At 72.1% G+C, this 13690-nt stretch carries 9 protein-coding genes; all 9 read left to right on the forward strand.

The window, feature by feature from the left end; genetic code table 11:
• Positions 1 to 12: 12 nt before the first annotated feature.
• On the forward strand, positions 13 to 978 hold the full coding sequence (lgt, locus tag PV419_RS36010) for a prolipoprotein diacylglyceryl transferase (RefSeq protein ID WP_319696182.1): 966 nt from the start codon (positions 13 to 15) through the stop codon (positions 976 to 978).
• 179 nt (positions 979 to 1157) lie between these two features.
• Positions 1158 to 1892: a VIT1/CCC1 transporter family protein gene (locus tag PV419_RS36015; protein WP_319696183.1), complete on the forward strand. Its 735-nt coding sequence runs from the start codon at positions 1158 to 1160 to the stop codon at positions 1890 to 1892.
• 296 nt (positions 1893 to 2188) lie between these two features.
• Positions 2189 to 6739 carry a glutamate synthase large subunit gene (gltB, locus tag PV419_RS36020; protein WP_319696185.1) on the forward strand — a complete coding sequence of 1517 codons (4551 nt, stop codon included), beginning with the start codon at positions 2189 to 2191 and terminating at the stop codon, positions 6737 to 6739.
• Entirely contained in the window at positions 6732 to 8192 is a 1461-nt protein-coding gene (locus PV419_RS36025) for a glutamate synthase subunit beta (RefSeq protein WP_319696186.1), read from the forward strand. Before gltB ends, PV419_RS36025 begins: the two co-directional genes overlap by 8 nt.
• 224 nt (positions 8193 to 8416) lie before the next feature.
• Positions 8417 to 8860: a GntR family transcriptional regulator gene (locus tag PV419_RS36030; protein WP_319696188.1), complete on the forward strand. Its 444-nt coding sequence runs from the start codon at positions 8417 to 8419 to the stop codon at positions 8858 to 8860.
• A complete protein-coding gene (locus PV419_RS36035; RefSeq protein WP_319696190.1) occupies positions 8857 to 9855 on the forward strand; it encodes an ABC transporter ATP-binding protein in 999 nt (332 codons plus the stop codon). Before PV419_RS36030 ends, PV419_RS36035 begins: the two co-directional genes overlap by 4 nt.
• Positions 9852 to 10928, forward strand: coding sequence for a translation initiation factor IF-2 (locus PV419_RS36040; RefSeq protein ID WP_319696192.1), 1077 nt, complete (start codon positions 9852 to 9854; stop codon positions 10926 to 10928). The genes PV419_RS36035 and PV419_RS36040 overlap by 4 nt, the downstream gene beginning before the upstream one ends.
• Entirely contained in the window at positions 10925 to 12049 is a 1125-nt protein-coding gene (locus PV419_RS36045) for a hypothetical protein (protein WP_319696193.1), read from the forward strand. The genes PV419_RS36040 and PV419_RS36045 overlap by 4 nt, the downstream gene beginning before the upstream one ends.
• A 107-nt stretch (positions 12050 to 12156) precedes the next feature.
• Positions 12157 to 13647 (forward strand): glycosyltransferase family 39 protein, encoded by a 1491-nt coding sequence (locus tag PV419_RS36050; protein WP_319696195.1) that lies wholly within the window; start codon positions 12157 to 12159, stop codon positions 13645 to 13647.
• Positions 13648 to 13690 lie beyond the last annotated feature (43 nt).

The following is a 13690-nucleotide window of genomic DNA, read 5'->3' on the forward strand; positions in this document are numbered from 1 at the left end:
GTCGACTCCGACATGAACCTCGCATACATTCCCAGCCCGTCGTCCGGTGTGGTCTACCTCGGCCCGATCCCGCTGCGCGGCTATGCCTTCTGCATCATCATCGGTGTCTTCGTGGCGGTCTGGCTCGGCGGCCGACGCTGGGTCGCCCGGGGCGGCCGGGTCGGCACGGTCGCCGACATCGCCGTGTGGGCGGTGCCCTTCGGCCTGGTCGGCGGTCGGCTGTACCACGTCATCACCGACTATGAGCTGTACTTCACCGCCGGTCGAGACTGGGTGGACGCCTTCAAGATCTGGGAGGGCGGCCTCGGCATCTGGGGTGCGATCGCGATGGGCGCCCTCGGCGCCTGGATCGGCTGCCGGCGCCGGGGGATCCCGCTCCCGGCGTGGGCGGACGCGGTCGCGCCGGGGATCGCCTTCGCCCAGGCGATCGGCCGTTGGGGCAACTGGTTCAACCAGGAGCTGTACGGCAAGAAGACCGATGTGCCGTGGGCGCTGAAGATCGACGCGGACCCCGCCATAGGCCGCGTCGCCGGTACGTACCACCCGACGTTTTTGTACGAGTCGCTGTGGTGTGTGGGTGTGGCGCTGCTGGTGATCTGGGCGGACCGGCGGTTCAAGCTCGGGCACGGCCGGGCGTTCGCGCTGTATGTCGCCGCGTACACGGTGGGCCGCTTCTGGTGGGAGGCCCTGCGGGTGGACACCGCCCACCATGTGCTGGGCATGCGGCTGAACCAGTGGACGGCGATCGTCGTCTTCCTGGCGGCGGTGGCCTACTTCGTGATCTCCGCGAAGAAGGCCCCCGGGCGGGAGGAGGTCGTGGAGCCCGCCGCGGTGGCCGAGGCGGAGCAGGCCGAGGGCGGCGAGCCGGGCCGTGAGGACAGTGGCGAGGCGGAGCCCGAGGCGAAAGAAGCGGGGGAGGCCGCGGCGGAGTCCAAGCCGGAGGCCGAACCGGCCGAACCGGCTGAGCCGGCCAAGTAGTAACGCGCCGCTGAAGGCCGCCGGACCGCAAGGGTTCGGCGGCCTTCAGCGTTTCCGCAGGTCAGCGAGGTAAGTTCGGCCTTCCTTGCTGGCGGCGGCGGGGAATTCGCGCGTACCTTCGAACTGTTGGGTTGAGGGCGGCCGCGCCCGCACCCCCCGAAGGGAGCGCTACATCCGTCATGGGGTCTGTCATCACGAGCACCGAACCACCGCACATCGCGCACCGCGACAATCACACCCACCGCGATGTGAACGGCGGCTGGCTGCGCCCGGCCGTGTTCGGTGCCATGGACGGTCTTGTCTCCAACCTCGCGCTGATGACCGGTGTCGCGGGCGGCGCCGTGGACCGCCAGACGATCGTGATCACCGGCCTGGCGGGTCTTGCCGCCGGTGCGTTCTCGATGGCGGCCGGGGAGTACACCTCCGTCGCCTCCCAGCGTGAGCTGGTGGAGGCCGAGCTGGAGGTCGAGCGGCGCGAGCTGCGCAAGCACCCCGTGGACGAGCTGGAGGAGCTGGCGGCGCTGTACGAGTCGCGGGGTGTGGAGCCCCGTCTGGCGCGTCAGGTGGCCGAGCAGCTGTCGAAGGACCCGGAGCAGGCGCTGGAGATACACGCCCGCGAGGAGCTGGGCATCGACCCGGACGATCTGCCGTCGCCGCTGGTCGCGGCGGTGTCCTCGTTCGGCTCGTTCGCGCTGGGCGCGCTGCTGCCGGTGCTGCCGTATCTGCTGGGTGCGACGGTGCTGTGGCCGGCCGTGGTGCTGGCGCTGATCGGGCTGTTCGGGTGCGGTGCGGTGGTGGCGCGGGTGACCGCTCGTACCTGGTGGTTCAGCGGGCTGCGGCAGCTGGCGCTGGGTGGCGCGGCGGCCGGTGTGACATATGCCTTGGGCACGCTCTTTGGTACGGCCGTGGGTTGATTTACCATACGGCGAGCCGCAAGATTACGCCGTTACCCGACGGTTTCAATCCGTTTACCGACGGGCATAAGGCCGTAGCGCCGTGGGCAGCGTCGCCCGCTTCGCGCCGCGGCAGGGTGGTCGTTTGATCCCCCCTTGCCTCACTTCACACCTCGTGCCTGGTGTCCGCATGTTGGAACGAACTATCCGCTTCTCGAGAAGCATCCCATCATGTAACCTGCACGAAAATTTCTTGGCGGAGGGCCAGCGTCGTCCCTCGGCACACCCAAATGCCGTAGACGACGACGGGAGAGCCGATGCGTTCCGCGTCCCACCCCGCCCGACAGGGAATGTACGACCCGCGCGATGAGCACGACGCCTGTGGTGTCGGCTTCGTGGCGACCCTTACCGGCGAGGCCAGCCATGAGCTCGTGGAGCAGGCTCTCACCGTCCTGAGGAACCTCGAACACCGCGGGGCCACTGGTTCCGAGCCCGACTCCGGGGACGGCGCCGGCGTTCTAATCCAGGTCCCGGACGCCTTTCTGCGCACGAGCGTCAGCGGCTTCGAGCTTCCGGAGGCCGGCTCGTACGCCGTGGGCATCGCGTTCCTCCCGGATGGGGAGGCCGACGGCGCCGCAGCCGTCGACCACATCGAGCGGATCGCCGCCGAGGAGGGCCTGACCGTCCTCGGCTGGCGCGAGGTGCCGGTCGCCCCCGAACTGCTGGGCAACGGTGCGCGCGCCACCATGCCCGCCTTCTCCCAGCTCTTCGTCGCCGACGGCGCCAGCAGCGGGCTGGCCCTGGACCGCAAGGCGTTTGTGCTGCGCAAGCGTGCCGAGCGGGAGGCCGGGGTCTACTTCCCGTCGCTGTCCTCGCGCACCCTGGTCTACAAGGGAATGCTGACCACCGGACAGCTCGAGCCGTTCTTCCCCGACCTGTCCGACCGCCGCTTCGCCACCGCCATCGCGCTGGTCCACTCGCGGTTCTCCACCAACACCTTCCCGAGCTGGCCGCTGGCCCACCCGTACCGCTTCGTCGCCCACAACGGCGAGATCAACACGGTCAAGGGCAACCGCAACTGGATGCGCGCCCGGGAATCGCAGCTGGTCAGCGACCTGTTCGGAGACAAGGCCCTGGAGCGGATCTTCCCGATCTGCACCCCCGACGCCTCCGACTCCGCCACCTTCGACGAGGTCCTGGAACTGCTCCACCTCGGCGGCCGCTCGCTGCCGCACAGCGTGCTGATGATGGTCCCCGAGGCGTGGGAGAACCACCCCTCCATGGACCCGGCGCGGCGCGCCTTCTACCAGTACCACTCCACGCTGATGGAGCCCTGGGACGGCCCGGCCTGCGTCACCTTCACCGACGGCACCCAGGTCGGCGCGGTCCTCGACCGCAACGGTCTGCGGCCCGGGCGCTACTGGGTCACCGACGACGGCCTGGTCGTGCTGGCCTCCGAGGTCGGCGTCCTGGACATCGACCCGGCCAAGGTGGTGCGCAAGGGACGGCTGCAGCCGGGCCGGATGTTCCTGGTCGACACCGCCGAGCACCGCATCATCGAGGACGACGAGATCAAGGCCGAGCTCGCCGCCGAGCAGCCGTACGGCGACTGGCTGGAGGCCGGCCTGATCGACCTGGCCGACCTCCCCGAGCGTGAGCACATCGTGCACACCCACGCCTCGGTCACCCGCCGCCAGCAGACCTTCGGCTACACCGAGGAGGAGCTGCGCGTCCTCCTGGCCCCCATGGCCAAGACCGGCGCCGAGCCGATCGGCTCGATGGGCACCGACTCCCCGATCGCCGCCCTCTCCGAGCGGCCGCGGCTGCTGTTCGACTACTTCACCCAGCTCTTCGCACAGGTCACCAACCCGCCGCTGGACGCCATCCGCGAGGAGCTGGTCACCTCGCTGATCTCCTCGCTGGGTCCGCAGGGCAATCTGCTGGAGCCGACCCCGGCCTCCTGTCGCAGCGTCACCCTGCCCTTCCCGGTGATCGACAACGATGAGCTGGCCAAGCTCATCCACATCAACGCCGACGGCGACATGGCGGGCCTGAAGGCCGCGACCCTCTCGGGCCTGTACCGGGTCGGCGGGGGCGGCGAGGCGCTGGCCGCGCGCCTGGCGGAGATCTGCGCCGAGGCCGACGCCGCCATCGAGGACGGCGCCCGGCTGATCGTGCTCTCCGACCGCCACTCGGACGCCGAGCACGCCCCGATCCCCTCCCTGCTGCTCACCTCCGCCGTCCACCACCACCTCATCGGCACCAAGCAGCGCACCCAGGTGGGCCTGCTGGTCGAGGCGGGCGACGTCCGCGAGGTGCACCATGTCGCGCTGCTCATCGGCTACGGAGCCGCGGCCGTCAACCCGTACCTGGCGATGGAGTCGGTCGAGGACCTGGTCCGCGCCGGGACGTTCCTGCCGGGCGTCGAGGCCGAGACCGCGATCCGCAACCTGATCAAGGCGCTCGGCAAGGGTGTGCTGAAGGTGATGTCCAAGATGGGCATCTCGACCGTGGCCTCCTACCGCGGCGCGCAGGTCTTCGAGGCCGTCGGCCTGGACGAGTCCTTCGTGGACAGCTACTTCCACGGCACCGCCACCAAGATCGGCGGCGCGGGCCTGGACGTCGTCGCCCAGGAGGTCGCCGCCCGGCACGTCAAGGCGTACCCCGTCTCCGGCATCCCCTCCGCCCACCGGGCGCTGGAGATCGGCGGCGAGTACCAGTGGCGCCGCGAGGGCGAGCCGCACCTCTTCGACCCCGAGACGGTCTTCCGGCTGCAGCACTCCACGCGCTCCCGCCGCTACGACATCTTCAAGAAGTACACCGAGCGGGTGAACGAGCAGTCCCAGCGGCTGATGACGCTGCGCGGTCTGTTCGCCTTCAAGAGCGACCGGCCCTCGATCCCGATCGAGGAGGTCGAGTCCGCGGCTGAGATCGTCAAGCGCTTCTCCACCGGCGCCATGTCGTACGGCTCCATCTCCATGGAGGCGCACGAGACCCTGGCGATCGCCATGAACCAGCTGGGCGCCAAGTCCAACACCGGCGAGGGCGGCGAGGACCCGGAGCGCCTGTACGACCCGGCGCGCCGCTCCGCGATCAAGCAGGTCGCCTCCGGCCGCTTCGGCGTCACCAGCGAGTACCTGGTCAACGCCGACGACATCCAGATCAAGATGGCGCAGGGCGCCAAGCCCGGTGAGGGCGGCCAGCTGCCCGGCCACAAGGTCTACCCCTGGGTCGCCAAGACCCGGCACTCCACCCCGGGTGTCGGCCTGATCTCCCCGCCGCCGCACCACGACATCTACTCCATCGAGGACCTCGCCCAGCTGATCCACGACCTGAAGAACGCCAACCCGAAGGCGCGCATTCACGTCAAGCTGGTCTCCGAGGTCGGCGTCGGCACCGTGGCCGCGGGCGTCAGCAAGGCGCACGCCGATGTGGTGCTGATCTCCGGCCACGACGGCGGCACCGGCGCCTCGCCGCTCACCTCGCTCAAGCACGCGGGCGGCCCCTGGGAGCTCGGCCTGGCCGAGACCCAGCAGACGCTGCTGCTCAACGGCCTGCGCGACCGCATCGTGGTGCAGACCGACGGCCAGCTGAAGACCGGCCGCGACGTCGTGATCGCCGCGCTGCTCGGCGCCGAGGAGTTCGGCTTCGCGACCGCCCCGCTGGTGGTCTCCGGCTGTGTGATGATGCGCGTCTGCCACCTGGACACCTGCCCGGTCGGCATCGCCACCCAGAACCCGGTGCTGCGCGAGCGGTTCAGCGGCAAGCCGGAGTTCGTGGTGAACTTCTTCGAGTTCATCGCCGAGGAGGTCCGCGAGCTCCTGGCCGAGCTGGGCTTCCGCAGCCTGGACGAGGCCGTCGGCCACGCCGAGCTGCTGGACACCGCCCGGGCCGTGGCGCACTGGAAGGCGCAGGGTCTGGACCTCGCCCCGCTGCTGCACGTCCCGGACCTGCCCGAGGGCGCGGTACGCCACCAGGTGGTGGGCCAGGACCACGGCCTGGAGAAGGCGCTGGACAACGAGCTGATCAAGCTCGCGGCCGACGCGCTGAACGCGGAGAGCGCCGAGGCGGCCCAGCCGGTCCGCGCCCAGGTCACCATCCGCAACATCAACCGCACCGTGGGCACCATGCTCGGCCACGAGGTGACGAAGAAGTTCGGCGGCGCGGGCCTGCCCGAGGACGCCATCGACATCACCTTCACCGGCTCGGCCGGCCAGTCCTTCGGCGCCTTCCTGCCGCACGGCGTCACCCTGCGGCTGGAGGGCGACGGCAACGACTACGTCGGCAAGGGCCTGTCCGGCGGCCGGGTGATCGTCCGGCCGGACCGGGGCGCCGACCACCTCACCGAGTACTCCACCATCGCGGGCAACACCCTCGCGTACGGCGCCACCGGCGGCGAGATGTTCCTGCGCGGCAGCGTCGGCGAGCGGTTCTGCGTCCGTAACTCGGGCGCGACCGTCGTCTCCGAGGGCGTGGGCGATCACGGCTGTGAGTACATGACCGGCGGCCGGGCCGTGGTGCTCGGTCCGACCGGCCGCAACTTCGCGGCGGGTATGTCCGGTGGCATCGCCTACGTCGTCGACCTGGACCGGGACAACGTCAACGTCGGCAACATCGACGCGATCGAGGCGCTCGATGAGGCCGACCAGCGGTGGCTGCACGATGTGGTGCGCCGCCACCACGAGGAGACCGGCTCCACCGTCGCGGGCACGCTGCTCGCCGACTGGGAGGCGGCCCTGGCCCGCTTCAGCAAGATCATCCCCACCACGTACAAGGCAGTGCTCGCCGCCAAGGACGCCGCCGAGCGAGCCGGGCTCTCCGAGTCCGAGACCACCGAGAAGATGATGGAGGCGGCGACCAATGGCTGATCCCAAGGGCTTTCTGAGCACGGACCGCGAGGTCGCCAAGACCCGCCCGGTGGCCGAGCGCGTCCAGGACTGGAACGAGGTCTACGTCCCCGGCTCGCTGCTCCCGATCATCAGCAAGCAGGCCGGCCGCTGCATGGACTGCGGCATCCCGTTCTGTCACAACGGCTGTCCGCTCGGAAACCTGATCCCCGAGTGGAACGACTACGCCTACCGCGAGGACTGGCGGGAGGCCAGCGAGCGGCTGCACGCGACCAACAACTTCCCGGAGTTCACCGGGCGGCTGTGCCCCGCCCCGTGCGAGGCCGCGTGTGTGCTGGGCATCAACCAGCCCGCGGTGACCATTAAGAACGTCGAGGTCACCATCATCGACAAGGCCTGGGAGACCGGCGACGTCACCCCGCAGCCGCCTGAGCGGCTGTCCGGCAAGACCGTCGCCGTCATCGGCTCCGGGCCGGCCGGGCTGGCCGCCGCCCAGCAGCTGACCCGGGCCGGCCACACGGTCGCGGTGTACGAGCGCGCCGACCGCATCGGCGGGCTGCTGCGCTACGGCATCCCCGAGTTCAAGATGGAAAAGCGCCACATCAACCGCCGGATCGAGCAGATGCGCGCGGAGGGCACCAAGTTCCGCACCGGCGTGGAGATCGGCCGCGACATGGACGCCGCCAAGCTGCGCAAGCGGTACGACGCGGTGGTCATCGCGGCCGGCGCCACCACCGCCCGTGACCTGCCGGTGCCCGGGCGCGAGCTGGGGGGCGTCTACCAGGCCATGGAGTTTCTGCCGCTGGCCAACAAGGTGCAGGAGGGCGACTACGTCACCGCCCCGATCAGCGCCGAGGGCAAGCACGTCGTGGTGATCGGCGGCGGCGACACCGGCGCCGACTGCGTCGGCACCGCCCACCGCCAGGGCGCCGCCTCGGTCACCCAGCTGGAGATCATGCCCCGGCCGGGCGACGAGCGCGCCGCGGGCCAGCCCTGGCCGACCTTCCCGATGCTCTACAAGGTCACCTCGGCGCACGAGGAGGGCGGCGAGCGGGTCTACTCCGTCTCCACCACCCACTTCGAGGGCGATGAGGACGGCAATGTGCAGTGGCTCCACCTGATCGAGGTGGAGTTCAAGGACGGCAAGCTGGAGCAGAAGCCGGGCACGGAGCGGAAGATCCCGGCCCAGCTGGTCACCCTGGCCATGGGCTTCACCGGCACCGACCAGGAGAACGGCCTGGTCCAGCAGTTCGGCCTGGAGCTGGACGCGCGCGGCAACATCGCCCGCGACGCGGACTTCGCCACCAACGTCGACGGCGTCTTCGTGGCCGGCGACGCGGGCCGCGGCCAGTCGCTGATCGTCTGGGCCATCGCCGAGGGCCGCTCGGCCGCCCGCGGCGTGGACCGCTATCTGGCGGGGACCAGCGCCCTGCCCGCCCCGATCCGCCCGACCGACCGCGCGCTGACCGTCTGACCCCTTCCACACCTCCAGGCACTTCCTGGACTCCGCCCGTACAACGGCGTACGGACCGGCCGCACGGCGCCTGCCCCCATCCCTGACCGGGGGCAGGCGCCGCGTGGTTTCCGCGCCCTTTTCATACCCTTTTTTGTAGCTATTGCCGCCAGCCTGCCTTGACAATGCCCGGGGATCGTCACACCATCATTCCACTAACTGATTAGTGAAAGGGTGGTGCGGGGGTGGTGGAATACCGCATCGACCGCCGCAGCGGCATCGCCACCTATCTGCAGATCGTCCAGCAGACCAAGCAGGCGCTGCGCCTGGGCCTGCTCCAGCCGGGGGACCGGCTGCCCACGGCCAAGGAGGTCGTCGCGGCCACCGCGATCAACCCCAACACCGTCCTGAAGGCCTACCGCGAACTGGAGCGGGAGGGCCTGGTCGAGCCGCGGCCCGGCCTCGGCACCTTCGTACGGCGCTCCCTGGCCCGGCCCGGCGCGGCCGCCGACTCTCCGCTGCGCGCCGAGCTGGCCGCCTGGGCGGACCGGGCGCGCGCCGAGGGGCTCGAGCGCGAGGACGTCGCGGCGCTGATCGCCTCGGTCCTCGACGAGCGCTTCCCCGACGGCCCGACCGCCCCCCAAGCCGACACCAGCGAGAGCACAGCCCCGAACAGGGAGCACGGGTGACCGACCGACACGAACCCTCCACCGCCCTGCAGGCCACCGGGCTGGGCAGGAAGCACCGGCGCGGCTGGGCCCTGCGGGACCTCACCTTCCGGTTGCCCGCCGGGCGCATCTGCGCCCTGGTCGGCCCCAACGGTTCGGGCAAGAGCACCCTGCTGTCCCTGGCCGCCGACCTGCTCGCGCCGACCACCGGGACCGTACGGGTCTTCGGCGCCGATCCGCGGTCCCCCGAGGCACGGCGGCGCATCGCCTTCGTCGCCCAGGACAAGCCGCTCTACCCGCGCTTCACCGTCGCCGAGACCCTGCGCCTGGGCCGCGAACTCAACCCCGGCTGGGACCAGTCCGCCGCCGAGCGCGTCGTGGCCGAGGCGGAGGTACCGCTGACCGCCCGGGTCGGCTCCCTCTCCGGCGGCCAGCGCACCTGTGTGGCCCTGGCCCTCGCCCTCGGCAAACGCGCCGACCTGCTGCTGCTCGACGAGCCGATGGCCGATCAGGACCCGCTGCGGCGGCACCGGATGATGGGCGCCCTGATGGCGGAGGCCGCCGAGCACGGCACCAGCGTGGTCATCTCCACGCATGTGCTCGCCGAACTCGACGGCGTCTGCGACTTCCTGCTGCTGATCGGCGGCGGCCGGCTCCGCCTGGCGGGCGAGACCGACGCCGTCCAGGCCGCCCACCGCCTGATCACCGGCCCGCGCGGCACCGACGACGGAACAGACGGAACACCGGACGAGGTCGCCCGCCACACCGTGGTCGAGACCCGGACGACGGGCCGTCAGCTCACCGCGCTGATACGCCCGTCAGCCGTACCGACCGAGGAAGGCTGGATCGTCAGGGAACCCTCCCTGGAGGAGGTCCTGCTCGGCTATCTGCGCGCGCCCGACGCCCCGCCGCTGATCACGGCCGGCGCGCGCCCGCCCGCCACGGAGGAGCGAGCAGTGACGAGGGAAGCCCGCGCGTGGGAGCGCGCCGAGACTGAGCGAGGGGAAGGCGCGTGAGCACGGCCGCTGTCAGGCTCGCCGGGCCCGGTGAGCGGCCGCGCACACGAGGACTGGTCTGGCTGGTGTGGCGGCAGCACCGGGCGGCGCTCTGGGCGGGCCTGGCCCTGGTCGCGGCGGTCGCCGTGTACATCGTGTGGCAGCGCGCCCAGATGGTCGGCTATATGCGCACGCACGGCATCGAGGGCTGCGCCGACTGGCAGACGTCCTGCCACGGCAGGCGGACGGCCCTCCGCGGCGCAACCGAGCCGGTCACCGACGCGTTCTTCCACCTCCGGGACGTCTACCGGACGCCGCTGCTCAACACGGGACGGCTGCTCATCGCGCTGCCCGCGCTGATCGGCGTCTTCGTGGGCGCGCCGCTGTTCGCCCGGGAGCTGGAGACGGGCACCCACCAGGTGGTGTGGACCCAGTCCGTCAGCAGGACCCGCTGGCTCCTCGCCAAGCTCGCGCTTCCCCTCGCCGCCGTCCTGGCCGGCACCACGGTCCTCGCGGTCCTCTACACCTGGTGGTGGCGGGCGGCCCGTACCCAGTTCTCGGACATCTCCTGGGGCACCGCCGTGCCCTTCGACGCGACCGGCCCGGCGGCGGTCGCCCTCGCCCCGCTGTCCTTCCTCCTCGGCGCGGCGGCCGGACTGCTGCTGCGGCGCATCCTGCCCGCCATGGCGGCCACCTTGGGCATCACCGCCGGCGTCCAGTACGGACTCGACGCCCTGCGCCCCCACCTGATGACCCCGCGGACCATCGTCTCCGACGCCACCGGCGACTACGGGGGCACCCCCGCCCAGGTCTTCTACACCTCGTGGCGCGGCATGGGCGAAGGCAATCTGACCCCCGCCGGGGAGAAAGTCCCCTCAAACCGCTGCTCGTCCGCGGTCGGTGAGGACGCCTGGAACCGCTGCCTCGCCCGGCTCGGCGCCACCACGAGACAGTACGAGGAACTGCATCCGGCGAGCCACTACTGGCCCATGCAGGGGATCCAGACCGGGATCTGCCTGGCCACGGCCGCCGCGCTCGCCGCGTTCTGCGTGTGGTGGATCCGGCGCCGGCCCACCCTGAGGGAGACGGCGTGAGCATCGTGAGCACGGGCCGGCCCAAGCCCGGGGGCCCGAGCGTCGGCCGGCGGTCCACCGCCGGCCGCCTTGGCCCGCGCGGCCCGCTCTGGCCTGCGTGGCGTCAGCAGCGCGCCGTCATCTGGGCGGGCGCGGCGCTGCTGGTCGTAGCCGCCGGGTACATCCTGTGGTGGCGCGCCGATATGGCCGCGTACATCGAAGCCCATCCCCTCAGCGCATGCGATCCGACACAGACGTGCGACGTCGTCGGCGACCCCGCGCACCAGGGACCGGCCCCGTTCCTGCGGCGGTACGGGACGGCCCTGGAGGACACCGCCGGGCTGCTCGTCGTCGTACCGGCCCTCATCGGCGTGTTCCTGGGCGCGCCGCTGGTCGCACGCGACGCGGAGGCCGGCACCCACAAGCTGTTGTGGACCCAGTCGGTGAGCCGGTCCCGCCTGCTGGCGGTCAAGCTCGGCCTGGCCGCTTCGGCCACCGCCGCAGGCACCGGGGCTCTCTCCGCCGTCTTCGCCCGGTGGTGGTCACCCGCCCTCCCCGAACTCGCCAAGGCGCGCACCTACGGCCTGGCCGAGAACTACGTGTGGTACGAAGCGGTGCCCTTCCACTCCACCGGGCCCGTCTTCGTCGCCCTCTCGCTGCTCGCGCTGACGGTCGGCGTGACGGCCGGGCTACTGCTCAGGCGCACCCTGGTCGCCATGGCGGCCACCCTGGCCGTCGTCGCAGCCGGGCAGTGGGGCCTGGGACACCTGCTGCCGCGGCTGGCCCGTCTGATGCCGGTCCGGACCGGGACCGCGCGGGTGGCCGACCCCGCGAGCCCCGCGGCGGACCCCATCGGTATCAAGGCGCCGGTGCCCGGCGACGGCTGGATGGTGCGGGACGGGTTCCTCACCGGCTCCGGCGACAAGCTCTCCGACCAGGAGTGGGGCCGCGTCCTCGACGCGTGCCCGGTCGGCCGCGAAGGACCCTGCGCGGCCCGGCACGGCGTGGTCGGAAGGTTCGCCGAATACCACCCGGTGGGCCAGTACTGGCCGCTGCAGTGGATCGAGGCCGGGATCTGCCTGGCCGCGGCCGCCGCGCTCGCCGCCTTCTGCCTGTGGCGGATCCGGCGCAGACGGGACTGACCGGCGGGCGCGCCCGCCGGCGCCCCCTCATGTTCCGCTTACCGACTTCCCGTTCTGCTCCGCACTTCCCGCTCCGAACTCTCCGCTCCGATCGGAGTCCCTTTCCCATGGCCGTTTCGCCCGCCCTCGACGCCCCCCGGGCCGCCCCGGACACCCGCCCCGCACCCGCGCCTCCGGTACCCCGCCGCCCCGGGCGGCGCGCCGCCGTCGCGCTCGTCCCGGCCGGGCTGACGCTGGCGCTCGGCCTGTGGGGGATCCGCCGCGAGAACAGCATGTGGCGCGACGAGTCGACGACGTATCAGGTCGCGCACCGCAGCGTCGCCGAGATCTGGCATCTGCTCGGCGCCGCCGATGTCGCCCACGGCCTGTACTACCTGCTCATGCACGGCGTCTTCGCCCTCTGGGACGGCGGGCTGCTCGCCCTGCGGCTCCCCTCGACGCTGGCCATGGCGGCGGCGGCCGCCGGAGTGGCGCTGCTCGGGCTCCGGCTCGCGGGGCCCCGGGCCGGGCTGGCCGCGGGGGTCGTCTTCTCGCTCGCCCCGGCGGTGCAGCGGTACGCGCAGGAAGGGCGCTCGTACGCCCTGGTCTGCGCCGCGGTCGTATGGTGCACCCACCTGCTGCTCTCGGCCGTCGCCCATCCCCGCAAGCGGACTTGGGCCGGGTACGCCGCTGCCGCGTCGGCGACCTGTCTGCTGCACGAGTTCGCGGTCCTGGCGGTGCTGGCGCACGGCCTCACGCTGCTCCTGACCCGGGTCCCCGTGCCGGTCCGCTGGGCCTGGGCCCGGGCGGCGTCCGCCGCGGCCGTGGTCCTGGCGCCACTGGCGATAGTCAGCCAGCAGCAGGCGGCCCTGGTGGGGTGGATAGGCTCTCCGGGCCCGCCCGAACTGCTGGGCTTCGCGGTACCGGCTCTGGTGGGGCTCGGCTGCGCCACGGTCCCGTCGGCCGTGGCCGGTCCGGTCCCGCTGCGCGCGCTCGCGCTGCCCCTGCTGGTCCTGCCGGGGGCCACGCTGCTGGCGGTCTCCTTCGTCCACCCGATCTACGTCGACCGGTATGTCCTCTACTCCTACGCCGGATTCGCCCTGCTGGCGGGCGCGGCGCTGGAGGCCGCGCTGCGCGCCACCCCCTACCCGAGGGCCGCGGCCGTCGCGCTGGCCGCCGTCGCGGTGGCCGCCCTGCTGCCCTACTCCATCCATCTGCGGACGCCGCAGAGCCGCCTGGACGACCCGATGGCCGCGGCGCGCGCCGTGCGGGAGCTGACCCGGCCCGGGGACGGGGTGCTGTTCATGCCCGCGCGGCGGCGCGAGCCCATCATGTCGAGCCCGGGGGAGTTCCGCGGCCTCAAGGAGCTGGCCCTGGCCCGGCACGCGGTGCCCTCCGGCACCCTGCACGGCATCGAGCTGCCCGCGCCCCGCATCCGCGCCCGGATGCTGGCCGCCCAGCGGATCGCCGCGGTGACCGACCCGCCCGGCAAGCCGCCGGCCGGCACCCCGCAGGAGCGGGTGAAGCGCGAGGTGCTCGACCGGCACTTCCGCCGGTGCGCGGAGCGGGAGGTCCAGGGAATGGTGGTCGTCCTGTACACCCGCCCCGGCGCCTGCTGACCCGGGCGCGGCAGGGCGCCCCTTTCGAAGACGGGCCCTGCCG

The sequence above is a fragment of the Streptomyces sp. ME19-01-6 genome (genome assembly GCF_033793745.1).
In the GTDB taxonomy this organism is placed as follows: domain Bacteria; phylum Actinomycetota; class Actinomycetes; order Streptomycetales; family Streptomycetaceae; genus Streptomyces.